At 41.1% G+C, this 24,749-nt stretch carries 19 protein-coding genes; 13 read left to right on the top strand and 6 right to left on the bottom strand.

Annotated elements, in window-relative coordinates:
• Positions 1–9 precede the first annotated feature (9 nt).
• The gene (purD, locus tag AB986_RS20190) at positions 10–1,275 is read left to right on the top strand and encodes a phosphoribosylamine--glycine ligase (protein WP_048313456.1); all 1,266 of its coding nucleotides are present in this window, start codon (positions 10–12) and stop codon (positions 1,273–1,275) included.
• Here the strand turns inward: purD and AB986_RS22940 are convergent.
• Complete coding sequence (locus tag AB986_RS22940) at positions 1,253–1,354, bottom strand: EYxxD motif small membrane protein (protein WP_330218555.1); 102 nt, start codon at positions 1,352–1,354, stop codon at positions 1,253–1,255. The two genes, purD and AB986_RS22940, sit on opposite strands and share 23 nt — an antisense overlap.
• A gap of 62 nt (positions 1,355–1,416) precedes the next feature.
• Positions 1,417–1,665 (bottom strand): YgaP family membrane protein, encoded by a 249-nt coding sequence (locus AB986_RS20195; RefSeq protein WP_048313457.1) that lies wholly within the window; start codon positions 1,663–1,665, stop codon positions 1,417–1,419.
• A 93-nt stretch (positions 1,666–1,758) separates the two neighbouring features.
• Between AB986_RS20195 and AB986_RS20200 the strand changes: the two genes are divergently transcribed.
• The 6 genes from AB986_RS20200 to AB986_RS20225 all read left to right on the top strand — a co-directional run bounded on the left by AB986_RS20200 (position 1,759) and on the right by AB986_RS20225 (position 10,725).
• Positions 1,759–3,498 carry an adenine deaminase C-terminal domain-containing protein gene (locus tag AB986_RS20200; RefSeq protein WP_048313458.1) on the top strand — a complete coding sequence of 580 codons (1,740 nt, stop codon included), beginning with the start codon at positions 1,759–1,761 and terminating at the stop codon, positions 3,496–3,498.
• Positions 3,499–3,655: 157 nt separating this feature from the next.
• Positions 3,656–3,952: a YerC/YecD family TrpR-related protein gene (locus AB986_RS20205; protein WP_048313459.1), complete on the top strand. Its 297-nt coding sequence runs from the start codon at positions 3,656–3,658 to the stop codon at positions 3,950–3,952.
• A 512-nt stretch (positions 3,953–4,464) separates the two neighbouring features.
• On the top strand, positions 4,465–5,154 hold the full coding sequence (gene pcrB / locus AB986_RS20210) for a heptaprenylglyceryl phosphate synthase (protein ID WP_048313460.1): 690 nt from the start codon (positions 4,465–4,467) through the stop codon (positions 5,152–5,154).
• 64 nt (positions 5,155–5,218) lie between these two features.
• The gene (gene pcrA / locus AB986_RS20215; protein ID WP_048313461.1) at positions 5,219–7,441 is read left to right on the top strand and encodes a DNA helicase PcrA; all 2,223 of its coding nucleotides are present in this window, start codon (positions 5,219–5,221) and stop codon (positions 7,439–7,441) included.
• Between the two features lie 25 nt (positions 7,442–7,466).
• Positions 7,467–9,467, top strand: coding sequence for an NAD-dependent DNA ligase LigA (gene ligA / locus AB986_RS20220; RefSeq protein WP_152671050.1), 2,001 nt, complete (start codon positions 7,467–7,469; stop codon positions 9,465–9,467).
• Positions 9,468–9,480: 13 nt separating this feature from the next.
• Complete coding sequence (locus AB986_RS20225) at positions 9,481–10,725, top strand: CamS family sex pheromone protein (RefSeq protein WP_048313463.1); 1,245 nt, start codon at positions 9,481–9,483, stop codon at positions 10,723–10,725.
• A gap of 65 nt (positions 10,726–10,790) precedes the next feature.
• Here AB986_RS20225 and AB986_RS20230 read toward each other — a convergent pair whose 3' ends face one another.
• Entirely contained in the window at positions 10,791–11,744 is a 954-nt protein-coding gene (locus AB986_RS20230) for a metal ABC transporter solute-binding protein, Zn/Mn family (protein ID WP_053216279.1), read from the bottom strand.
• A gap of 620 nt (positions 11,745–12,364) precedes the next feature.
• Between AB986_RS20230 and putP the strand changes: the two genes are divergently transcribed.
• The 6 genes from putP (at position 12,365) to rlmD (ending at position 20,343) form a co-directional block, all read left to right on the top strand.
• The gene (gene putP / locus AB986_RS20235) at positions 12,365–13,828 is read left to right on the top strand and encodes a sodium/proline symporter PutP (RefSeq protein WP_048313464.1); all 1,464 of its coding nucleotides are present in this window, start codon (positions 12,365–12,367) and stop codon (positions 13,826–13,828) included.
• A 430-nt stretch (positions 13,829–14,258) separates the two neighbouring features.
• The gene (gene gatC, locus AB986_RS20240; protein ID WP_048313465.1) at positions 14,259–14,549 is read left to right on the top strand and encodes an Asp-tRNA(Asn)/Glu-tRNA(Gln) amidotransferase subunit GatC; all 291 of its coding nucleotides are present in this window, start codon (positions 14,259–14,261) and stop codon (positions 14,547–14,549) included.
• A gap of 14 nt (positions 14,550–14,563) precedes the next feature.
• A complete protein-coding gene (gatA, locus tag AB986_RS20245) occupies positions 14,564–16,012 on the top strand; it encodes an Asp-tRNA(Asn)/Glu-tRNA(Gln) amidotransferase subunit GatA (RefSeq protein ID WP_048313466.1) in 1,449 nt (482 codons plus the stop codon).
• A 16-nt stretch (positions 16,013–16,028) separates the two neighbouring features.
• Positions 16,029–17,462: an Asp-tRNA(Asn)/Glu-tRNA(Gln) amidotransferase subunit GatB gene (gene gatB / locus AB986_RS20250; RefSeq protein ID WP_048313467.1), complete on the top strand. Its 1,434-nt coding sequence runs from the start codon at positions 16,029–16,031 to the stop codon at positions 17,460–17,462.
• Between the two features lie 283 nt (positions 17,463–17,745).
• Complete coding sequence (locus AB986_RS20255; RefSeq protein WP_048313468.1) at positions 17,746–18,690, top strand: diacylglycerol kinase; 945 nt, start codon at positions 17,746–17,748, stop codon at positions 18,688–18,690.
• A gap of 279 nt (positions 18,691–18,969) precedes the next feature.
• Positions 18,970–20,343: a 23S rRNA (uracil(1939)-C(5))-methyltransferase RlmD gene (gene rlmD, locus AB986_RS20260; RefSeq protein ID WP_048313469.1), complete on the top strand. Its 1,374-nt coding sequence runs from the start codon at positions 18,970–18,972 to the stop codon at positions 20,341–20,343.
• 1 nt (position 20,344) lies between these two features.
• Here the strand turns inward: rlmD and AB986_RS20265 are convergent, their stop codons facing one another.
• The 3 genes from AB986_RS20265 to katG all read right to left on the bottom strand — a co-directional run bounded on the left by AB986_RS20265 (position 20,345) and on the right by katG (position 24,627).
• Positions 20,345–20,539, bottom strand: coding sequence for a hypothetical protein (locus tag AB986_RS20265; RefSeq protein ID WP_048313470.1), 195 nt, complete (start codon positions 20,537–20,539; stop codon positions 20,345–20,347).
• A 593-nt stretch (positions 20,540–21,132) separates the two neighbouring features.
• Entirely contained in the window at positions 21,133–22,161 is a 1,029-nt protein-coding gene (locus AB986_RS20275) for a hypothetical protein (protein WP_048313472.1), read from the bottom strand.
• A gap of 228 nt (positions 22,162–22,389) precedes the next feature.
• Positions 22,390–24,627: a catalase/peroxidase HPI gene (gene katG, locus AB986_RS20280; protein WP_048313473.1), complete on the bottom strand. Its 2,238-nt coding sequence runs from the start codon at positions 24,625–24,627 to the stop codon at positions 22,390–22,392.
• Between the last annotated feature and the right edge of the window lie 122 nt (positions 24,628–24,749).

Consider the following 24,749-nt stretch of genomic DNA (forward strand, 5'->3'; position numbering starts at 1 on the left):
GTTTTACCTGTGAAGGTTTTGGTGATTGGGCGCGGTGGGCGTGAGCACGTGATGGCATGGAAGGCGGCACAGAGTACCCTTGTTGATCAAGTATACGTAGCACCTGGTAACGCAGGGATGACAGAAGCTAAACTTGTTCCAATTGAAGAAAGCGACCATGATGGACTCGTCGCCTTTGCAAAAAGGGAAAACATCGAATTAACACTCGTTGGTCCGGAACAGCCTCTCCTCGATGGCATTGTTAATCGATTTCAAGAAGCGGGTCTGCGTGTATTTGGACCAACACAGGAAGCGGCTCTAATTGAAGGGAGTAAAACGTTTGCTAAAGAGTTAATGGTAGCCAACGGAATTCCTGCCGCCTTTTCAAAGTCATTTACTGATTACAAAGAAGCGAAGGCTTATGTAGAGGAAATGGGTGCACCTATTGTTCTAAAAGCAGACGGTCTTGCAGCTGGTAAAGGTGTGGTCGTTGCCACGACACTTCATGAAGCACTTGAAAGCCTTCATGACATGATGGAGAACAATCAGTTCGGAGCTGCGAGCGAGAAAGTGGTTGTAGAAGAGTTTCTGGATGGTGAAGAGTTTTCGTTAATGGCTTTAGTAGAAGGTGAACACGTCTACCCGCTCGTTATCTCCCAGGACCATAAACGAGTATTTAATGGTGATCAAGGACCTAATACTGGTGGTATGGGAGCTTATTCGCCTGTTCCACAAATATCCGAGGATATAGTTGACCATGCGGTAGCGTCAATTTTGCGACCGGCTGCGAGAGGCCTAAAAGCAGATGGACGTTCATTCACAGGCATCCTTTATGCAGGTTTAATACTGACAAAGGAAGGGCCGAAAGTCATTGAATTTAATGCACGATTCGGTGATCCCGAGACACAAGTAGTATTGCCAAGGATGACATCTGACTTTGTTCAAGCTGTGCTTACCATTCTAAATGGCAAGGCACCTGAGTTAACGTGGAGTGATGAAGCGGTGATTGGCGTTGTCGTTGCATCTGGTGGTTACCCGGGCAGTTACGAGAAAGGTAAGCCAATTACAGGTTTAGATGAGGTAAGCTCTGAGGCGCTTGTTTTTCATGCAGGAACGAAAAACACAGAACACCAACTTGTAACAAGTGGTGGACGCGTTTTACTTGTAGCTTCCAAAGGGGAAGATTTGAAACAAGCAAGTCGCTCCGTTTATAAAGAATTAGAGCATGTTAACGTTAAGGATGGCTTTTATCGTACGGATATCGGATATCGAGCTATCTCGCACGTTTCTTCTTAATATAAGCGAAAGCAATCGCGACAATACTGCCTATAACCATCGTATAAATTAACCATGTATCTGTAATATATTCGAGCATATTCGTACCTCCTTTTAATGAAACTTCCCTGGCGACAGGGAAGTTTTTTTGTGATTATTTTTCTAGGAAGGGTTGATGACTTTCTCTAATGCGGTTTCATCTGGATCGCGGTTCTCGTCTTGTGTCATCAAATCGACAACTGGGCAATACCGAGTGTGACCTTCTGCGACTTTCATAGCACCTATTGTTGCCATGAATAAGGCAGTCGTGCTATTGTCGTCTTTACACAGTTTAGCTGTTGACCAGGAGAGCAAAGCAAAGCCTGCAGTAAGGCGGATAAAAGCATTCATCATACTAATATTTGGCTTCATGGAAAAAACTCCTTTCATCATTTACAAATCTAAAGTAGCAACGTTTCGAAATTATGTTAAAATAAAGAAAACTTCTTGAATCGGGTGATGGTTATGGCGAAACGAAAAAATTTATGGACCAAGCAGCAGTTACGACAACACGTGCAAGTAGTCTCAGGCGAGTTGCCACCATCAATTGTTTTTTATAATGCAACCTACTTAAACAACGGAATCAAAAAATGGGTTACATCGAATATATGGGTATATGAAGATCGCATCGTCTACGTTGGAGATGATCTTCCTGAAGACCATCATTCCACTGAATGGATTGACTGCAAAGGGAAATGCCTTGTGCCTGGTTACATTGAACCACATGCGCACCCATTTCAACTATATAATCCCCTTACGTTTGCGCGCTATGCATCTAACCGGGGAACAACAACATTGATGAACGACAACATGCTTTTCCTTCTCGGTTTACCTCACGAGAAAGCGCTTACATTGATAGGAGACCTTGATCAATTTCCTGTTTCGATGTTTTGGTGGGCGCGATATGATGCTCAGACAAAGCTTCTTGATGAAGATGCGATAACGAATAAGCATATGAAGGAATGGCTTTCCCATCCGCTCGTTATTCAAGGAGGAGAGCTTACTGCCTGGCCTGATGTATTAAGTGGAGATGATGAAATATTAGAGTGGATGCAGGAAACAAGAAGGCTTGGTAAGCCGGTTGAGGGGCATCTTCCTGGTGCATCGCTATCAACTTTAACGAAGATGGGGCTCCTTGGGGTCTCTTGTGACCACGAAGCAATGACTGGAGAGGAAGCACTTCGTAGGTTAGAGATGGGTATGGTCACATCGCTTCGCTATTCTTCTATAAGACCAGATTTACCAGTGATCTTAGAGTCTCTTCTTGAGAAAGGCGTAACATCTTTTGATCGGATTCTGATGAACACCGATGGCTCAACCCCATCTTTTCTTGAACAGGGGCTGACAGACAAGTTAATTTCCATCGCACTAGAAGCAGGCGTGCCTACTGAAGATGCATATTCAATGGTGTCATATAATGTCGCAAACCACTACGGTATAGCTGATACACATGGTATGATAGCACCTGGTAGACTTGCTCATATTAACATTCTTGAATCAAGTAACAAGCCTCTTCCACTATCGGTCCTTGCGCGTGGGAAATGGCTGAAACGGGATGGGGAAGAAGTAGAGCAGGATTGGTCCTTTGACTGGGAAGGCCACGGACTTACTGCTGTTGAAGAAAAGTGGGAGCTTAAACCGAATGACTTAACGTTCTCGGGACCAGCTGGTGTTGAAATGATAAATGCTGTGATTACAAAGCCATACAATTTATCGATCGAAACATCTGGTGATGAGTTGCCAGCCGGTTCAGATGAAAGTTTCATTATGCTTCTAAGTCGTGAAGGTGAGTGGCGTGTAAATACGATCATTAAAGGTTTTGCAACGAACGTACAGGGATTTGCTAGCAGCTTTTCTAATACAGGTGATTTTATCATTATCGGCAAAAAGAAATCTGATATGATTGCTGCCTTTAATCGCGTCAGACAAATTGGTGGTGGAATTGCGCTTGTAGAGGACGAAGAAGTGATTGCTGAGATTCAACTGCCACTTATGGGTAAAATGTCTACTTTACCTTTAGAAGACGTGATGAAAGCAGAAAAACGGATTATTACAGAGCTAGAAGAAAGAGGGTACTCATTTGGAGATCCTATCTATAGCCTTCTGTTTTTCTCTTCTACGCATTTACCTTTTATTCGATTGACGCAGCAAGGAATTTATGATGTGAAGCGAAAAATGGTACTTTTTCCTTCGATAATGCGTTAAACTATAACAAAGTAAACACTTAACGGAATAAAGGAATGATGATTACGGCTAGAATGGTAAAAGGGCTGTAAATTGAAAGAATGAAAGTAAAACTCTTTTCATACAGAACGATTGAAATAGAATGGTACATATTTTGAGTAAGGAGAGTGAACTAACAATGCAAATTGATAAACTTAGAGGTAAAACACTAGATCAGCTTTTTGAAGCAATTCTTTCACTTAAAGATCTTGAAGAATGCTATTTATTCTTTGATGATTTAGCAACAGTGAACGAAATTCAATCTCTTGCACAGCGCCTAGAAGTGGCTCGTATGCTGAGAGAAGGGTTTACGTATCATAAAATTGAGACGGAAACGGGAGCGAGTACTGCAACCATTTCAAGAGTTAAACGTAGCCTGAATTACGGAAACGATGGCTATCAAATGACACTTGATCGTGTTCATAATAACGAGTAGATAGAATGAGCCGGAAACCGGCTCATTTTTTTGTGGAGAAAAGTGCTGATCATCTGTCACTTTTGACATTTCGCGGATATATTTCTATTTTCGCGGATATAACCTTTGATTTCGCGGATAAAATTATATTATCGCGGATATATTCGGAAAATCGCGGATATGATGTGATTTTGGGGCTCTGGTTCTTGGCGGGGGCTGAACGATCGCTTCGCTTTTCGTTGATCCAGCTGCAGTGGGCAGACTCTCGGTCACTTCACCCTAGACTCTGAACACAAAAGGCGTGTTCAAATTCTAGGGCTCCAGTGCCTGACGAGTCTAAACGCCCACTTCCGCTTTTCGTGATCTAGCTGCAGCCTCCAGACCCTCGGTCACTTCGCTATCCAACTGGAACACAAAGGGCGTGTTCAAGTTGAATAGCTCCAGTGCCTGTCGGGTCTAAACGGAGGCTTCCGCTTTTCGTGTATTCTTTGATATAATCCAACGTATGAGGAAAAGTGAGAGGAAGGTTTAGGATGTTTGATTTTCGAGAGTGGAAGCATGTATTTAAGCTTGATCCGAATAAGGAAATTGAGGATTATGATCTTGAGGCTATATGTGAGTCTGGAACGGATGCGGTTATTGTTGGGGGTAGTGATGGTGTGACTCTTGATCGGACGCTGGATTTGCTTGCGCGTATTCGCAGGTACGCGGTACCATGTGCACTGGAGGTCTCAACGGTTGAGGCTGTGACGCCCGGATTTGATTTCTATTTCATACCTACAGTGTTAAATACGGAAGATAGTCGCTGGGTGACGGGATTGCATCATGAAGCGGTTAAAGAATTTGGGGAGATTATGAACTGGGATGAAATTGTGATGGAAGGGTATTGTATTCTAAACAGTGAATCCAAAGTCGCGAATCTCACATCAGCTCATACAACGATTGATGAAGATGATGTACTTGCATATGCACGAATGGCAGAAAAGATGTTCAAGCTGCCAATTTTTTATGTAGAATATAGCGGTACGTATGGCGATGCTGAATTAGTTGAGAAGGTCAGCAACGTCCTTGATGAGACGATGCTTTTCTATGGTGGAGGAATTGACTCACCAGAAAAAGCAAAAGAGATGGCAGCTTATGCTGATACCGTTATAGTTGGGAATAGTATATATGACAATATTAAGCAGGCGATTAAAACAGTTGCTGCAGTTAAAGGAAATTGATTCTCTCCTGTCGATCAGGTAAAATAAGAAATAAGAACATACGTTTGTAAGGAGTGCTCAGAATATGCAGCGAATAGTTGATAAATTATTAAACGGATTGAACCCCGAACAGCAGGAAGCGGTCAAGCATACAGACGGACCCCTCTTAATTATGGCAGGGGCAGGAAGTGGTAAGACGCGAGTGTTAACACACCGCATTGCATACTTACTTGTCGAAAAGCAGGTTTCCCCGTGGAACATACTTGCCATCACATTTACGAATAAAGCAGCACGAGAGATGAGAGAGCGGGTAAATTCCATTACTGGTCCTGTGTCAGAGGACATTTGGATCTCCACATTCCACTCCATGTGCGTACGTATTTTACGAAGAGATGGCGATCGAATTGGCATTAACCGGAATTTTACGATTCTTGATTCAGGAGATCAACTAACGGTCATTAAAAAGATTTTGAAGGAACAAAACGTCGATCCTAAGAAATTCGAGCCTCGAGGGATACTCGGTAGTATTAGTTCCGCAAAGAATGAACTGCAATCACCCGAGGATTACAAGGCCAATGCAAAGGGACCATATGAAAGTGTTGTCTCTGATGCGTACGAGCAGTATCAGAAACAGCTTCGCAAAAATCAGGCGCTTGATTTCGACGACCTCATCATGCGCACGATAACGCTTTTCAAGAAAGTACCTGAGGTTCTTGAATTCTATCAGCGTAAGTTTCAGTATATTCACGTTGATGAGTATCAGGATACAAACAAAGCCCAATATGTACTCGTTAAACTGATGGCTGAAAAGTACCAGAACCTTTGTGTTGTAGGTGATTCTGATCAGTCCATCTACCGCTGGCGCGGCGCCGATATTCAGAATATCCTTTCATTTGAAAAAGATTATCCGAGTGCACGCGCAATCTTCCTTGAACAGAACTACCGTTCAACGAAGAAGATTCTTCAAGCAGCGAATGTCGTGATTGAAAATAATATGAATCGTAAACCAAAGAAACTGTGGACGGATAACCAGGATGGACCGCATATTACGTACTATCAGGGCAATGACGAACACGATGAAAGTCGCTTTGTGACCGGAAAGATCCTAGATATGGTGAATAGCGGAAAACGTACAAATTCACAAATTGCGATTCTCTACCGAACAAATGCTCAGTCTCGAGTTATTGAGGAAATTCTAAATAAGTCTAACATTACGTATAACATTGTTGGCGGTACAAAGTTCTACGATCGTAAAGAGATTAAAGACGTTCTAGCATACCTTAGGTTAATTGCTAATCCAGACGATGACATTAGCTTACTTCGGATTGTAAACGTACCGAAACGAGGCGTAGGCGCATCCACAATGGACAAGGTGGCGCAATATGCTGCGAACCAAGATATTTCGATCTTCACGGCTCTTCAAGAAGTAGAACAGATTGGTCTTAGCGCTCGATTTACGAAATCACTTAAAACATTTGGGAATCAAATGGCAAATTGGACGCAGATGCAAGAATATTTAGCTGTGTCTGAGCTTGTTGAAGAAGTGATCGATAAATCAGGATACCGTGATTCGTTGAGAAACGAGAATACGATTGAAGCACAAACAAGGTTAGAGAATATTGATGAATTCCTGTCTGTTACACAAGAGTTTGAGAAAGCAAGTGAAGATAAAAGCTTAATCGCATTCCTTACAGATCTTGCGCTTGTAGCTGATATCGATAAACTTGATGAAGATGAGAATGAAGATAAAGAAGCAGTTACTCTAATGACGCTACACTCTGCAAAGGGTCTTGAGTTTCCTGTGGTCTTTTTGATAGGCATGGAGGAAGGCGTCTTCCCACATAGTCGTTCGCTATTTGAGGAAGAAGAAATGGAAGAAGAACGTCGTCTAGCTTATGTTGGAATAACCAGAGCTGAAGAAGAACTTTTCTTAACAAATGCTCGTCTTCGTACGCTATATGGTAAAACGAACTCTAACCCGGTTTCTCGCTTTATTGGCGAAATTCCTGAGGAGTTACTTGAAAAAGAAGGACAGGAGAAACCGGCTTCACCATTCTCAGGAGGATCAAATCCTCGTTCTTCAAGGCCAGCTACGCCTAAGACGCCGCGTCGTCCACAACTAACATCTACAGGAGGCGACTCCCTTGACTGGAAGGTTGGGGATAAAGCAAGCCACCGTAAATGGGGTGTTGGAACGGTAGTTAGCGTAAAAGGAGAAGGAGACTCTACGGAGCTAGATATTGCGTTTCCAAATCCGGTAGGTATTAAGCGTCTTCTGGCAAAGTTTGCCCCAATAGAGAAGCAATAGCCATATTAGAAGGTGAGGTTTGACGATGAAAGAAGAAGCTAAACGCGTCGAAGAGCTTCGTCAGCTCTTAAACCACTATAATTATGAGTACCACGTACTTGATCAACCAACCGTTCCTGATGCAGAATACGATCGGATGATGAATGAGCTTCTTACTCTTGAAGAAGAAAATCCAGAGCTTAAAACACAGGATTCCCCTACTCAGCGTGTAGGGGGACCACCTCTTTCTGGATTCCAGAAAGTTGAACATCGCGTCCCGATGTTAAGTCTAGGAAATGCATTCGGAGAAGACGAATTGAAAGATTTCGACCGACGTGTACGGGAGCGAATTGGCGAAAACTTTTCTTATGTATGCGAATTGAAAATAGACGGTCTCGCTGTTTCACTTATTTATGAAGATGGTGTGCTAGTTCGCGGGGCGACCCGTGGAGATGGTACAGTTGGAGAAGATATTACACAGAATTTAAAAACCATACCGGCTATTCCACTTCGGTTAAGTGAGAATGTGAGTATGGAGGTACGCGGTGAAGCGTACATGCCAAAACCATCGTTCCTTAAGTTAAACGAAGCTCGTGAGAAAAATGAGCAGGATGTATTTGCTAACCCAAGGAACGCTGCAGCTGGTTCACTTCGTCAACTAGATCCTAAAATTGCAGCAAGCCGTAATCTATCTGTTTTTGTATATGGTGTAGGTACTGTTGAAGGTAGAGAAATTGATTCGCACTCTGATGGACTTGATTTCTTAAATGAACTCGGTTTTAAAACAAATCCAGAATGGAAGCGTTGCGAAACCATTGAAGATGTTATCAAGTTTATTGGTGGATGGATCGAAAAGCGACCAGATCTTTCGTATGAGATCGACGGAATCGTCGTTAAAGTAGATGAACTAGAGCATCAAGAAGAGTTAGGTTTCACAGCTAAGAGCCCTAGATGGGCAATAGCTTATAAATTCCCAGCTGAAGAAGTGGTAACCAAGCTTCTCTCGATTGAACTCAATGTAGGTAGAACGGGAGTGGTAACGCCTACTGCTGTTCTGGAGCCCGTTCTTGTCGCAGGAACAACCGTTCAGCGTGCTTCGCTTCATAATGAAGATTTGATTCGAGAGAAAGACATCAAAATTGGCGACTATGTTGTTGTTAAGAAAGCTGGAGATATTATTCCAGAAGTGGTTTCTGTCATCGAAGATCGCCGAACAGGTAATGAAGAATCCTTCTCGATGCCAGAGAAATGTCCTGAGTGTGAGAGTGATCTTGTTAGACTTGAAGAAGAAGTTGCTCTCAGATGTATTAATCCTAAATGCCCAGCACAGCTCAGAGAAGGTCTTATCCATTTTGTTTCACGTAACGCCATGAACATTGATGGACTAGGTGAACGGGTCATAACACAGTTGTTTCGTGAAAAATTGATTCATGATGTAGCTGATATATACAAGCTTACACATGAACAGCTTATTGAGCTTGAACGAATGGGCGAAAAGTCAGTTACTAATCTTCTTGAAGCGATCCAAACGTCAAAAGAGAACTCGCTTGAGAAGCTACTGTTTGGACTTGGCATTCGACACGTAGGTGCTAAAGCCGCACGTACGCTCGCTCAACAATTCGGATCCATGGATAGTATAATGGAAGCTAGTATAGAAGATCTTGAAGCAATTAATGAAGTAGGACAAAAAATGGCTGATTCTGTTGTGCGCTATTTTCAAAATGAAGAAGTGCATGAACTCATAGAAGAGTTAAAGGGAGCCGGAGTTAATACGATCTATAAAGGGCCAAAGCCAGTTGCGGTAGAAGACATTGATTCCGTATTTGCAGGAAAAACAGTCGTGTTAACTGGTAAGCTCGAACAAATGAGTCGCGGAGATGCGAAAAAGATACTTGAACAGCAAGGTGCAAAGGTGACCGGAAGTGTAAGCAAGAGCACTGATCTTGTAATTGCTGGGGAAGAAGCAGGTTCGAAGCTTGAGAAAGCAGAATCACTAGGTGTAGAAGTATGGAGCGAGAATAGGTTTCTTGAAGAGTTAAACGAATGAGGAGAGAGAAGTAATGCGAAAGAAACAAACGTTCATCGTTAGCCTGATGGCCATTTCGCTCGTCTTATCTGGTTGTGTTCCTAGTTTTATGAAGAACAATCAGGATGAAACAGTGAAGGCACCGAATTCCGAAGGTGAAAGTGAAGAAATGATAGTAAGTGACGATATTAAAACATCAGAAAGATATTATCGTTCCGTTCTTGAGAAAGATGGGGAAAAGAATTCTCTTGATACGTCTAAGGTACGAGGATTAGTAACAGCAGGTGTTGATAATCGTCTCGACGTTGATTCACTTGAGATGGGTTTAATTCGCCTTTCGCAGGAGCATTATGATCCGGATCAGTATTTCTTTAAAGAAGGCCAACTCTTTGAATCCGAGCAAATTCATAATTGGCTCTACCGAGACAACGGTATAACGAAAGAAGAAGCTGAAAAGGATAAAGATAAAGAAGTAAATGAAGGTCTTAATCCGGCTCTTGGTGTAGAAGAAGACCCTTCTCAATATGAACAGATTATTGCAGCTGAGAAGAAAAACCCCAAATTTCTATCGTATATCCATGAGCAGGATTATTATGTTCAAAATAAAGATGAAGAACTACAGCTTGGCGGTATTTCAATTGCCCTTTCGCTTTATTCTGAATATCCATATTCCGTACTAGATGAGAATGGTTTGAAATACACAGGGTCCGTCAAGTTGGACAAGAAAGAAGTTATAGCAAAGGCTAAAGAGTCGATTATCCCGATTATTAAGAAGATAAGGGCTGAGCACGATGTTCCAATAATGTTCTCGCTATTCATGGAACAACCAAGACAATCGGTCGTTCCAGGTAACTTTGTTGCTAGTGCTTTTGTGGATGAAGGAGAATCTAAACCAGGTTCATGGAAAGATTTGAACGAGAAATACGTAGCATTTCCATCATCAGCTGCGGAGACAGAATATCCAGCAGAGTCAGAAAAATTTGCTGATTTCACACGCGAAATTCAGGACTTCTTTCCAAATTTCGTAGGCGTGATTGGTACAGGCTTCTACAAGCAGGATGAACTAAGTCAAATGAAGGTTGAAATTCCAATCCAGTTCTACAGTAAAGCAGAAGTTATTTCATTTACACAGTTTGTTAATGGGCTAGTCAAAAAAAGAAATGATACATTTCCTCAGGATTTGCCGGTCTCCATTTATATAACGAATAATGATGAACCGGAAAGTATGATCGTGAAAGATCCTAATGAGGAAGAACCATTTGTTCATATTTATCAATAAAGCATAAGAAAGGCCCACTCTGCTATTACTTCAGAGTGGGCCTTTTTTTATGTGATCGGCTAATCTTACTCAGCTAATGCTTTTTTCATTGTCTCAATATTCTTCTCCATAAGCGTTAGATACGTTTCATTGTTCTCAATATCTTTTTCACTTAGGACAGATAAGTTATGAATACTAAGCGTTTCTAGACCTAGTTCTTGTTGTACGGCTTTCGCAGGCTTTGGAGTAGCGTTCTGTTCGAATAGCATATAAGAGATGTTGTAACTCTCAGCCTTTTCGATAATGTCCTCCAATTGCTTTTGTGTTGGTTCTTGTGAAGGTGATAGTCCAGAAACACTTAGTTGGTTAAGCCCATAGCGACTTTCCCAATAACTATATGCATCATGAGAAATAAGGAATTCTTTCTTTGGTGCATTAGATGCCATATCTTTGAAAGACTCATCAAGAGCAAGAAGATCATCCTTTAACGCTGTGAAATTCTCTTCAAACGTTTCTTTTTTTTCAGGAGCAGTATCAACTAGTGTATTCTTAATGTTTTCAGCAAGCTGAATAGAAAGAATAGGATCAATCCATAGGTGTGGATTAATATCCCCATGTTCGTGTCCATCATGGCTTTCTTCATCAGCATGAACTTCGTGTTCTTCTTCAGTTTCATCAAAATGAATGCCTTCTGCAGTTTCTAATACAGTCACATCTTCTTTCTGAAGTGTTTCTTTGACGGCTTCCGCAAAACCTTCCATGCCAGCACCGTTATAGATGAAAATGTCTGACTCAGCAAGCTTAGTCATTGTTTTTGTTGTAGGTTCAAAGCTATGTGCATCGCTTCCTGGTGGGATGATCGATTCGGCATTAACATCATTTCCACCAATGCGTTCTGCAAAATATTCAAGAGGGTAAAGGGTTGTATAGATGTCAATTGTGTCTCCATTTTCTGAATTGGAGTCTTTAGGCGAACACGCCATAAGTAATAAAGAAGTGATGGATAAAAGCGCCATTACTTTAAAAGATTTTTTTATCATTGTGATTTTCCCTTCGCATATGCTTAATGTTATTTATTATATCGTAGCCATTACATCTTGCAAACAGTAATCACTACGATTTATGATCACTCTGGTTCTATTGTAAGGTTAGAAACAGACTTTTAGTACAGGAAAATTTATTCCAAAGTGAGTATGAATTGGGAGAGAAAGACGCATTCTATAAAAAAATATTTCAATTTGACGATTAACATTACAGATTGGTGGGTAAATGTTACTAGAGTGTGTCGCTGTTTCACATAATCGTCAATTTATTTAAATAAGTTTTGTTGAATACTTATGATGATAACGTTGCTAATTAAAGGAAATGGTTAACATCTATGAATATTTATGCATATAAAAGTTCGTCTTATAATATTTAGATTGTTCCGAATATTATTTTGTGATATAGTAATTATTGGTTTGTAAAGGACTTATGGTCTATATCTATATTTTGGATCCGCAGGTTAAAATGCATACCTGTGAATAATGACTTTGGAGGGGGTGAAAGCGTGGAATATACCTTAACTACAGCAACATGGTTCTGGCTTCTTATACCAATGCCTTTATTAGTCGTATTATCAATAATAACTTTTTTTACAGAAAGGAGAGAATAGTGCTAAATGAGTATTGAGACGCCTACGCTAGTCACGTTTATTGTTTATCTTGTTGGTATGCTTGCAATCGGATTAGTTGCATACAAAATGACAAGTAACTTGTCCGATTACGTTCTTGGAGGAAGAAGATTAGGTGGATCTGTTGCGGCATTAAGTGCTGGTGCATCAGATATGAGTAGTTGGCTCTTACTAGGACTGCCTGGTGCAATGTATGCTGGCGGTATGAGTCAAATTTGGATTGGGATTGGGCTCGCAATCGGAGCTTACTTGAACTGGCAGTTTGTCGCTTCGCGTCTTCGCCGTTATACAGAAGTGGCGAATGACTCAATTACGGTACCGGATTACCTCGAAAACCGTTTCCGTGATAGCTCGAAAGCACTTCGTGTTATCTCAGCGATTGTCATTCTTGTATTCTTCACGTTCTATACGTCTTCAGGTCTTGTTGGGGGCGCAATCCTTTTTGAAAGCTCGTTCGGAATGAGCTATGAAACGGCATTATGGATCGGTGCAATTGTAATTATTTCTTACACGTTCCTAGGTGGTTTCTTAGCAGTAAGCTGGACAGATTTCTTCCAAGGAATACTAATGTTCCTTGCTCTTGTTGTCGTACCACTTGTTGCTTTAAATGAAATGGGTGGCTGGAACGAAACAGTTAACCAAGTTGGTGCAACAGATACTACTTATCTTGATATCTTTACAGGTATGAGCTTTATGGGTATTCTTTCCCTACTTGGTTGGGGACTAGGTTACTTTGGACAGCCTCATATCATCACACGATTTATGGCTGTTAAGTCTTCAAAAGAGATTCCTAAAGCTCGTCTTGTTGGTATGTCTTGGATGGTTCTTTCCCTGTTTGGTGCTATCTTTACTGGCTTTATCGGTATTGCTTACTTCAATGCAGGACTTGAGAACTCAGAAACAGTCTTTATCGAATTTACACAAGTACTCTTTAACCCATGGGTATCCGGCTTCTTGCTTGCTGCGATCCTATCTGCAATTATGAGTACAATTGATTCTCAGCTACTTGTATCATCAAGTGCTGTAGCGGAAGATTTCTATAAAGCGATCCTTCGCAAGAATGCTAGCCAGACTGAACTTGTATGGGTTGGCCGTATCGCAGTACTAGGAATTGCATTACTTGCGATCCTACTTGCTTATAACCCTGATAGCAGTGTTCTTAACCTGGTAAGTTATGCCTGGGCAGGATTTGGTGCCGCGTTTGGACCAGTTATTATACTGAGTCTATTCTGGAAACGAATGACTCGTAATGGCGCAATTGGTGGTATTATCACAGGTGCAGCAGTCGTTATTTTCTGGGCTCAAATGTCCGGTGGACTATTTGATCTTTATGAACTCATCCCAGGCTTTATCCTAGCTTGGATTGCTGTAATGGCATTCAGCTTTGTGGGTAATGCGCCAGGTGAAGAGATTGAAGCAGAATTTGAAGAAGCAAAAGTTTCTAAATTCTAAGTTGATAAGTTAAAGGCTCACCCATCAATGGGTGAGCCTTTTTTCTGATAGATCTTATTAAAGGGTTTATATAAGGCTCTTTTCTAAAAGATTGTTACTTTTGAAATAATTTAATATATTAAAGCCTCACTTAGCTAATTGGAGCTTCAGGTGCCCGCCCCGCGGAAAGCGAGCACCTGAAGCGGAATTTAACCCACTCTTATAGCAACAATGTCTACGAAAAGAGGCTTACATAAAAAAGCAACACTTATCGTAACAATGTCGACGGGTACAGAAATATCGGAAAGAAGTTAAACAAACGTTTGATTAATCATGCTTAAATAAACGTTTGTTTAAAAATGGAACAGACGGCGTTCTGTTGCTTAATGAAGTCTCTTTTTGGTATCATCTATATATTGCAGGTTGTTCGAATTTTGTGGAGGTGAAAGAGATGTCCAGAATTACCAAAGAACAGGTAAAGCACGTAGCGAACCTGGCAAGACTAGAAATGGATGAGGCAGAAGTGGAGAAATTCACTACTCAGCTTGATGACATTATTTCAATGGCAGAACAGTTGAATGAATTAGATACAGAGAACGTTGAACCAACAACCCACGTTCTTGATTTGAAGAATGTTCTTCGTAAAGATAAAGCACAACCATGGCTTTCTCGTGAAGAAGCGTTGAAGAATGCACCAGATCATGCAAACGGTCAGGTTAAAGTTCCATCAATTTTTGAGTAAAGGAGGCAACGTCCTTGTTTGATAAAAGTATTAGTGAGCTTCACAGCTTGCTTCATAAAAAAGAATTATCCGTCAGTGAACTTGTTCAGTCGTCATTCGATCGCATCAATACAGTTGATGACAAGGTAAAAGCGTTCATGACGTTAAATGAAGAAGGAGCTATGCAAGCTGCAAAAGCACTTGATGGAAAGCTCGGAACAGAAGAAGCGAGAGGCCTTCTCTTTGGTCTTCCTGTCGGTGTGAAGGATAACATCGTAACGAAAGGTCTTCGCACAACCGCTTCAAGTCAGCTTCTAGGGAATTTTGAACCATTACATAATGCAACAGTGGTCGAGCGCTTAAATGCAGCGGAAACAATCACAGTTGGTAAATTAAATATGGATGAGTTCGCAATGGGTTCTTCAAATGAAAACTCAGGTTTCTACAGCACACGCAATCCATGGAATACTGATTATGTTCCCGGTGGTTCGAGCGGTGGATCTGCAGCATCTGTTGCTGCTGGAGAAGTATTCTTCTCATTAGGCTCTGATACAGGTGGTTCAATCCGTCAACCGGCAGCATTTTGTGGCGTTGTTGGATTAAAGCCAACGTACGGACTTGTTTCTCGTTTTGGGCTAATTGCTTTCGCATCATCCCTTGATCAGATTGGCCCAATTACGAACACAGTAGAAGATAACGCTTATCTTCTTCAGTCAATTGCTGGTTATGACAAGATGGATTCAACGTCTGCGAATGTTGATCTACCAGATTACCTTTCAAGCTTGACTGGTGATGTGAAAGGTCTACGTATTGCTGTACCGAAAGAGTATCTTGCTGAAGGTGTTGACGAGGATGTGAAGAACAACGTCCTTCAGGCACTTAAGAAGCTTGAAGAGCTTGGCGCATCTTGGGAAGAAGTATCTCTTCCTCACTCGAAATATGCTGTAGCTACGTACTATCTTCTTTCTTCTTCTGAAGCATCTGCTAACCTTGCTCGCTTTGATGGCGTGCGTTACGGCGTACGTGCGGAAGCAGAGAACCTTCTTGATCTTTATAAGAAAACAAGAAGCGAAGGCTTTGGTGACGAAGTAAAGCGACGTATCATGCTAGGAACATTTGCGCTTAGCTCAGGTTACTACGATGCTTATTATAAGAAAGCACAAAAAGTTCGTACGCTTATTAAGAATGATTTTGAGAAAGTGTTCGAAGACTACGATGTTATTATTGGACCAACAACACCAACACCAGCATTTAAAGTAGGCGAGAAGATTGACAACCCGCTTACGATGTATGCGAACGATATCCTAACAATTCCTGTTAACCTTGCAGGCGTGCCTGCCATTTCGGTTCCATGTGGATTATCGAATGGCCTACCTGTCGGACTACAAATAATCGGAAAGCACTTTGATGAGAGAACTGTTTACCGTGTTGCTCATGCGTTTGAGCAAGCTACGGATCATCATAAGGCTAAGCCAGAGCTGTAAGGGGTGACTACTGAAAATGAATTTTGAAACTATTATCGGTCTGGAAGTTCACTCAGAACTAAAGACAAACACGAAGATTTTCTGTAATTGTTCAACGAATTTCGGTGCACCACCTAACACGAACGTGTGCCCGATTTGTCTCGGTCACCCTGGGGTGCTACCAGTGATGAACGAACAAGCTGTTGATTATGCGATGCGCGCTGCAATGGCGTTGAACTGTGAAATTGCTGAAGATACGAAATTTGACCGTAAGAACTATTTCTATCCGGATAACCCGAAAGCTTATCAGATTTCTCAGTATGATAAGCCGATCGGTGAGAATGGCTGGATTGATATTGAAGTAGACGGCAAAACAAAGCGTATTGGTATTACGCGTCTTCACCTTGAAGAAGATGCTGGTAAGCTCACGCACGTTGATGGAGAGAACCACTCTCTTGTCGACTTCAACCGTCAGGGAACACCTCTTGTTGAGATCGTATCTGAGCCGGATATCCGTACACCTGAAGAGGCATATGCTTACCTTGAGAAGCTAAAAGCGATTCTTCAATATACCGAAGTTTCTGATTGCAAAATGGAAGAAGGATCACTTCGCTGTGATGCGAACCTTTCTCTTCGTCCATATGGTCAAGAAGAGTTTGGTACCAAAACAGAGCTGAAGAACTTGAACTCATTTGCAAATGTCCAAAAAGGTCTTCAATTCGAAGAAGTACGTCAGGAAAAAGAGCTTCTTGCTGGAAACGTAATTGGTCAGGAAACACGTCGTTACGACGAAGCTGGTAAGAAAACGATTCTGATGCGTGTGAAAGAAGGATCTGACGACTACCGTTACTTCCCTGAACCGGATCTCGTTCGTCTTGCAATCAATAGTGAGTGGATGGATCGCGTCCGCGCTGATATTCCTGAACTTCCAGATGCTCGTCGTGAGCGTTATGTGAAGGAATACGATCTTCCTGAATATGATGCGATGGTTCTTACTCAATCCAAGAAAATGTCTGATTTCTTCGAAGTAGCGCTTGGTCAAGGTGCTGATCCGAAGCAGGCATCGAACTGGTTAATGGGTGAAGTATCGGCCTACTTGAATGCGAACTACAAAGAAATTGATGAAGTGGCCCTAACACCAGAAGGACTAGGGAAACTCATCTCTCTTATTGAAAAGGGAACAATTTCTTCTAAAATCGCGAAGAAAGTATTCAAAGATCTTATCGAAAAAGGCGGCGATCCTGAACAGATCGTGAAAGACAAAGGTCTTGTTCAAATTTCTGACGAAGGTGAGCTTCGTTCAATCGTTTCAGGAATTCTGGACGAGAACGAACAGTCCATCGAAGACTACAAGAACGGGAAAGACCGAGCTCTCGGCTTCCTAGTAGGTCAGGTAATGAAAGCAACTAAAGGTAAAGCGAATCCACCAATGGTTAACAAGCTAATTGTAGAAGAAATGGATAAGCGATAAGAAGTGACCCCTCCTAGATGGAGGGGTTTTTCTGTATGTTGGTAGTGGAGCTTTGTTCACAATTCCATAAATATCATGTAACGTTTTCTTTTTCATTTTGCTTTTTTTTAGGGAAAAGCCTATAATCATAACAGAAGGTCACGCGGTGGAAAACGGTCACGAGAATGTGGGCGTTTTTTGTTTGTGACTATCATATAATTTACTAATGATGATGTCTTTACAACCAATTAATAACAGATGATAAGAAGCATAGAATCGGATAGAGAAGATAGGATGATGAAGGATGAAACGTGCAAGACTGATCTATAATCCAACGTCCGGAAGAGAACAGGTAAAGAGGTCACTGCCTTATATTCTTGAACGTCTTGAGGTAAATGGATACGAAACGTCAGCTCATGCGACTACGTGTGAAGGGGATGCAACAGAGGCGGCTCGTATTGCCGTTGAGCGAAAGTTTGATCTCGTTATTGCTGCTGGGGGAGACGGAACCATTTATGAAGTGATTAACGGAATTGCTGAGCAGCCGTATCGCCCCAAAATGGGAATTATTCCAGTTGGAACAACGAATGATTTCGCGCGTGCGATTGGTGTTCCACGCACTGTTGAAGGTGCAATGGATGTCCTGTGCAATGGCCTTGAAATGCCAATTGATATTGGTCGGGTAAATGAACATTACTTTATCAATATTGCAGGTGGCGGACGGTTGACTGAATTAACGTATGAAGTACCAAGCAAGCTTAAAACAATGCTTGGCCAACTTGCTTACTATATGAAAGGAATCGAGATGCTGCCATCCATTCGGCCTACTAAGACACGAATTGAATATGATGGAAAACTTTTTGAAGATGAGATCATGCTTTTCCTCGTCTCAAACTCGAACTCAATCGGTGGATTTGAGAAGCTAGCACCACATGCTTCATTGAATGATGGACTATTCGATCTTATGATATTGAAAAAAACCAATATCGCTGAATTCATTCGCATTGCAAGCAGTGCTCTACGCGGTGATCATATTAAGGATCCGAACGTTATTTACAAGAAAGCAAGTCACATTCGAGTAGAATCAGTTGATAAAATGCAACTTAACCTTGACGGTGAGTACGGTGGTCCACTTCCTGCGGAGTTTACGAACTTATATCGCCATATTACGATGATCGTTCCAAAAGAAACGAGCGAGAAACATACAAACGAAGAAGAAGCAGCGCAGCGTGCTGCTTCTGGTGAGTAGTAACGTTGAGAGAAGCCGGAGATTTTTTGATCTCTGGCTTTTTCTATTGCTGATCGCTTTTGGCTAATATAATGAAAATTTAGCTAATAAATCTTTGATTTGGACAATATATCGAGAATTTAGCCAATATAGTAGAAATTTGGACAATAAAATGACTTTCACCTCACCAAGGCGTTAAAAGTCTCCCGATTTTGAAGTGATGTTGTTATATTTCGCGATCGAATCACACTGTGGTACAATTTTTGTACATGAAATCGAACGGAAAAGGACGGAAATCAAATGAGTATTCAAGATATACCTGTAAAAAAGAACGATGTTGTGGAAGTGGAGTTTGTTGATATCTCACATGACGGCGCTGGTGTCGCTAAAGTAGACGGCTACACCTTGTTCGTGCCCTATGGTATACCAGGCGAAACAGCTGATGTAAAAGTAATTAAAACGAAAAAAGGATTTGGTTTCGGCAAACTCGTTGATGTCAAAGTTGAGAGTGAAGATCGCAATACGCCTCCGTGTCCGATCTTCTATCAGTGTGGAGGCTGCCAAACACAGCACATTACGTACGATAGCCAACTGAGGTTCAAGCACAAGCAGGTTCAAGACGTGATGGAGCGCATCGCGAAGATAGATGTACCTGTTCACCCTGTCCTAGGTATGGAAGACCCATGGCGCTACCGTAACAAAGCACAGGTTCCTGTTGGAGAAGAGAATGGCAAGATTGTTGCCGGCTTCTACCAGCAGCGCAGTCACCAGATTATCGACATGGACCAGTGTCTCATTCAGGAGCAGGAGAACGACGAAGTTCTTCGCGTCGTAAAAGAGATCGCTGAAAAATACGGCATCCGCGCATACGACGAACGCTCTCATCGTGGAACGCTAAGACACGTTGTTGCGAAATACGGTAAGCAAACAGACGACATCATGGTCGTTATTGTCACAAAGAACAAAGACTTACCGAATCGAAAACATATCATAAATGACATCACAGAGAAACTTCCGAAAGTGAAATCAATCGTCCAGAATGTAAATCCCAAACGCACTAACGTGATCTTCGGTGACGAAACACGTGTCCTATGGGGATCTCCATACATTTACGACACAATTGGCGACATTAAATTCGCGATTTCAGCGCGCTCGTTCTATCAAGTAAACCCAGATCAAACAAAGGTGCTTTATGACCAGGCACTCGAATATGCTGGACTCACAGGTAATGAAACGGTTATCGACGCGTATTGCGGTATCGGAACGATCTCCCTTTTCCTTGCCCAAAAAGCGAAGCAAGTGTACGGCGTAGAAATTGTACCAGAAGCGATTGAAGATGCGAAGCGTAATGCCGAGTTAAACGGCATCACAAACGCGGAGTTTGCTGTTGGTGAAGCAGAGAATGTTATTCCAGCGTGGAAAGAGCAAGGTATCAAGCCAGACGTCATCGTCGTTGATCCGCCACGTAAAGGCTGTGAAGAATCCCTTCTACAAACGATTATTGATATGAAGCCAGAGAAAGTTGTCTATGTATCATGTAACCCTGCGACACTTGCACGGGATTTACGGATCTTAGAAGATGGTGGATTTAAAACGAAGGAAGTTCAACCGGTTGATATGTTCCCACATACGACGCACGTTGAGTGTACAGTGTTACTTAAAAAAAGGACATAGTTTAAGCAAATGTATTAATTAAAATTCTTGATGGAGAGAGGTTATAGTGGATTTTAATCTCTTCTTCTATTGATTTTACAAGTCGATGAATAACTTGTTTTGACACTTTGTCATCATCGATATCTAATGCTGCAAGGCGGTCAATATCACGCTTTAATTCTTTCAATTGCTTTGCAGTATTATTTTTTATCTCCAAATTAGCTTGAAGCTCACCTTTTTTAGTGGTTAATATCTGTAAGCTATCTGTGAGACGTTCATTCTGAAGTTTAAACTGTTCAGATGTAATTGCACCTTAAGAGTGTAAGAGTAGTAAAGTGTTGATTTGATTATTCGGCTTTTCAAGTTCTTTTTCTAGGTTCTTTAGTTCAGTAAACAGTATGTACTGAACTTCATTACCCATTTGTGTGCAAAACCATAAAGACGTTTTATACGAACAGTATTTTTTAATCAAGGCACATAAATAGTCTTGTGGTATAATATTGGCACTTCTACATATAAAAATATAAAAAGGAAAGTGATTTACTGACAATAAGAATCACTTTCCTTTTTCTTACGCATATATTAAAATAGACATTAATAAATTATTGTTGGAGGAGAGCAAAATGATAAGCGATTTTTCCGCATTAATTTCATATTCTTCATCCATAATATTGGCATTTTGCTTATTATTTCTTTTACAAAAAATAACCATCGGAAAATTATCTCTATTTAATAAAAGGAAAATTAAATTGTTCCACGTTGAAGAAATAATATACAGTGTAACATCCGTTTTGATAATAATTAACTTCTTTACTTTTTAGAATCTGGATCGTTAGGTTCTTCTGCATTACCAGTTGTACTTCTTGTAGATGCATCCATAAGCTTTACTAATTCGTCAGGTGAAAGGACTTTCATGTTATCTAACTTTTTAGTTAATGCTTCTTTTAGTTCTCTCTCTTGATGATTATTCTGATACTCGATTACATTCTTTATGATACCGTCGGTGTGCAGATCTACATTAAAATCTTGATACCCTACCGTAAATCCCCCACCATTAATAAGAACGATTAAAAGTGCAACTACACCAATTGTTTTCACTTTCCCGATAAGCTCTATTTTACCAGGTGAGTTAAGATTTAATTTTACTTCAATATTGCCCGAGTCTAGGTTGGCATTCATCACTTTATTAAAATCCTCAATTGAATTGAGAAGGTTATTACCTAAGCCGAATAAATCATTTGCATTGATTTTTTTGTCTGTAGTAACTTCTAATATCAAATGAGCCTCGCCATTTTTAACGAAAAAGTCGTTAATAGTTCTGTCAATAAATGTGGCATATTCATTTGCATTAGTTATTGTATGATGAGAATAAATTAATTTATAGAGGTATGGGTCAAGAGATGCTTTGCTTACTCTTTTTAACCACTTTACTTCCTTTCTTTTTTCACAAACAATTTCCTTTTCGGAGACTTCTTCTGTATAAATAGTATCGCTTTCAACTTCCCCGAAAGTGATGATATCTGAGTTTTTACTAGGTATTAATACAATATCTCCCTGTTTAATTTCAGTAGAAAATTTAGCTAGTTGATTGGCTAAATGCTTGTTTTGTTGTGTATCTGGATATAATTCATGTACTTTTTCAGCAATACTTTCAATGGGCTTTAATGATTTTTTGTCTTTCTTAAAATTAATGAAGATATCTTCAGCTTTAATTTTGTTCCAACCAATTCCTATATAGCTACCCTTAATGAAATTCTCGTAAAATTTTCCACTATTAGTTCTTACTAACCAATAATTTCGATTAGATGGAATAACAGGTAACATTTCCAAAATAGACATGTAATCCCCCTCACTAGTAATTCTTAAGGATTATATTACCATAAAAGTTTCGTTTTTTGACAAAAAAGACGCAAGTGCTATTCCTTTTTATTTGATTTGTTCAAGCTGTCTACTCAGCACGCGTGGAGTGTGTAACCTGCTTAAAAAAGAAGTAGATAATTTAATAATATAAAAAAAGCACCTCACCAGACGCCCTTGAAGCGAATGGTAAGGTGCTTTTTTTCATTATTACGCGTTCGTCGTCATCTTATCCTTACTTGTTTTAAGATCAAAACGGTCAGCGTTCATAATCTTAACCCATGCGGATACGAAGTCGCGTACAAATTTCTCTTTGTTGTCCTCTTGTGCATATACTTCTGCATAAGAACGGAGGATGGAGTTTGAACCGAATACAAGGTCAACACGTGATGCGGTACGTACTAGTTCTCCAGTTTTGCGGTCGCGTCCTTCGTATTCATTGAAGTCAGCTGGTTTCCATTCAACACCCATGTCGAGTAGGTTCACAAAGAAATCGTTCGTAAGTGTACCAACGCGGTCAGTAAACACACCATGCTTCGTGCCGTTATGGTTTGTCCCAAGCACGCGCATGCCGCCAATTAGAACGGTCATTTCAGGTGCAGTAAGACCAAGAAGCTGTGATTTGTCTACCAGTAATTCCTCGGGGCTAAGCGTGTATTCCTTCTTCTGATAGTTACGGAATCCGTCAGCCATTGGCTCTAAAACGTCAAAGCTTTCTACATCTGTTTGCTCTTCCGTTGCATCACCACGTCCAGGAGCAAATGGGACTGTGATCTCAACACCAGCATCTTTTGCTGCTTTTTCAACAGCTGCACTACCGCCAAGAACAATCAAATCAGCTAGGCTAACTGTTTTATCAAGCTCGTTTTGGATCTTTTCGTAAACGGATAGTACTCGTGAAAGCTGCTCAGGTTCGTTTACATCCCAATTCTTTTGTGGCTCTAAGCGAATGCGAGCGCCATTAGCACCACCACGATTATCAGAGCTGCGGAATGTACTTGCAGAAGCCCATGCAGTTGTAACAAGCTCGCTAATGCTTAACCCAGAGTTAAGAATTTTTGCCTTAATGTTTTCTACTTCAGCAGCAGTTAGTTCATAGTCCACGTTCGGGATAGGATCTTGCCAGATCAAATCTTCTTGTGGCACTTCAGGACCAAGGTATCTTTCTTTAGGACCCATGTCACGGTGAAGTAATTTAAACCATGCACGTGCAAATTGGTCAGCGAAGTATTCGATATCCTCGTGGAAGCGACGTGAAATTTTTTCATAGATCTCATCTTCACGAAGAGCCATATCCGCTGTTGTCATCATAGTTTCGACTTTTATTGATGCATCTTCAGCATCTGGAGCAAGATGGTCTTCTGTAGGATTCACAGGCTTCCATTGGTGAGCACCTGCAGGACTCTTTGTTAGTTCCCATTCATAACCGAATAGTAAATCATAGTAACCGTTGTCCCACTTCGTTGGGTTCGCAGTCCAAGCGCCTTCTATGCCACTTGTAATCGTATCACGGCCTTTACCGCTTCCGTGCGTATTTTTCCAACCTAATCCTTGCTCTTCAATATCAGCCGCTTCGGGAGCTGCTCCAACATGTGCTTCAGCATCTCCAGCGCCGTGTGCTTTCCCAAACGTATGACCGCCGGCAATAAGGGCAACCGTTTCTTCATCGTTCATTCCCATGCGAGCAAATGTTTCACGAATATCGCGTGCACTGCCTAGAGGATCTGGTTCTCCATTTGGTCCTTCTGGATTAACATAGATAAGTCCCATTTGAACAGCAGCAAGCGGACTTTCAAGCTCGCGGTCGCCTGAGTAACGGTTATCGCCTAGCCATTCTTTCTCAGTACCCCAGTAGATATCTTCTTCTGGATGCCAAACATCTTCGCGTCCTCCGCCAAAACCAAATGTCTTTAAGCCCATTGATTCCAGTGCGACATTACCAGTGATAACCAGTAAGTCTGCCCAAGAAATCTTATTTCCGTGCTTTTGCTTAATTGGCCATAGGAGACGGCGTGCTTTATCAAGACTTGCGTTATCTGGCCAGCTGTTAAGTGGAGCAAAGCGTTGCGATCCAGTTGCACCGCCGCCGCGTCCATCACCAGTACGATATGTACCAGCCGCGTGCCATGACATACGAATGAAAAGTGGACCATAGTGTCCGTAATCAGCAGGCCACCAGTCCTGGCTATCTGTCATTAATGTACGAAGATCCTGCTTCAATTCGTAATAATCTAGTTTTTTAAATTCTTCTGCGTAGTTAAAGTCTTCACCCATTGGATTGCTTTTTCTATCGTGTTGTTGAAGAAGATTCAAATTTAACTGGTTTGGCCACCAGTCTTTATTTGTTGTGCCAACTTTAGTAGTGGTGATAGCACTCTCTTCTTTCGTTTTTCCATGAGAGACAGGGCACTTTCCAGCTTGGCTATCGTGCATTTCGTTTTTATCCATATTTAAAATCTCCTTTCGAAATTAAGAAAATAAATTATAACCTCTATTAGATTATAATTATAATAAATTAATAATCATTTTGGAAGAGTTATGCACTAATTTTTGCAAAATAATTTCAAAAC

It is taken from the genome of Guptibacillus hwajinpoensis (genome assembly GCF_001039475.1).
Taxonomy (GTDB): domain Bacteria; phylum Bacillota; class Bacilli; order Bacillales; family Guptibacillaceae; genus Guptibacillus; species Guptibacillus hwajinpoensis.

What these genes read in the sequence shown, in the direction of transcription:
- AB986_RS20230 (WP_053216279.1), bottom strand. Translation starts at nt 11,744, where the DNA reads ATGATAAAAAAATCTTTTAAAGTAATGGCGCTTTTATCCATCACTTCT.
- ligA (WP_152671050.1), top strand. Translation starts at nt 7,467, where the DNA reads ATGAAAGAAGAAGCTAAACGCGTCGAAGAGCTTCGTCAGCTCTTAAAC.
- pcrB (WP_048313460.1), top strand. Translation starts at nt 4,465, where the DNA reads ATGTTTGATTTTCGAGAGTGGAAGCATGTATTTAAGCTTGATCCGAAT.
- katG (WP_048313473.1), bottom strand. Translation starts at nt 24,627, where the DNA reads ATGGATAAAAACGAAATGCACGATAGCCAAGCTGGAAAGTGCCCTGTC.
- AB986_RS20275 (WP_048313472.1), bottom strand. Translation starts at nt 22,161, where the DNA reads ATGTCTATTTTGGAAATGTTACCTGTTATTCCATCTAATCGAAATTAT.
- putP (WP_048313464.1), top strand. Translation starts at nt 12,365, where the DNA reads ATGAGTATTGAGACGCCTACGCTAGTCACGTTTATTGTTTATCTTGTT.
- AB986_RS20205 (WP_048313459.1), top strand. Translation starts at nt 3,656, where the DNA reads ATGCAAATTGATAAACTTAGAGGTAAAACACTAGATCAGCTTTTTGAA.
- pcrA (WP_048313461.1), top strand. Translation starts at nt 5,219, where the DNA reads ATGCAGCGAATAGTTGATAAATTATTAAACGGATTGAACCCCGAACAG.
- rlmD (WP_048313469.1), top strand. Translation starts at nt 18,970, where the DNA reads ATGAGTATTCAAGATATACCTGTAAAAAAGAACGATGTTGTGGAAGTG.
- AB986_RS20200 (WP_048313458.1), top strand. Translation starts at nt 1,759, where the DNA reads ATGGCGAAACGAAAAAATTTATGGACCAAGCAGCAGTTACGACAACAC.
- AB986_RS20195 (WP_048313457.1), bottom strand. Translation starts at nt 1,665, where the DNA reads ATGAAGCCAAATATTAGTATGATGAATGCTTTTATCCGCCTTACTGCA.
- gatC (WP_048313465.1), top strand. Translation starts at nt 14,259, where the DNA reads ATGTCCAGAATTACCAAAGAACAGGTAAAGCACGTAGCGAACCTGGCA.
- AB986_RS20255 (WP_048313468.1), top strand. Translation starts at nt 17,746, where the DNA reads ATGAAACGTGCAAGACTGATCTATAATCCAACGTCCGGAAGAGAACAG.
- AB986_RS22940 (WP_330218555.1), bottom strand. Translation starts at nt 1,354, where the DNA reads ATGCTCGAATATATTACAGATACATGGTTAATTTATACGATGGTTATA.
- gatB (WP_048313467.1), top strand. Translation starts at nt 16,029, where the DNA reads ATGAATTTTGAAACTATTATCGGTCTGGAAGTTCACTCAGAACTAAAG.
- AB986_RS20225 (WP_048313463.1), top strand. Translation starts at nt 9,481, where the DNA reads ATGCGAAAGAAACAAACGTTCATCGTTAGCCTGATGGCCATTTCGCTC.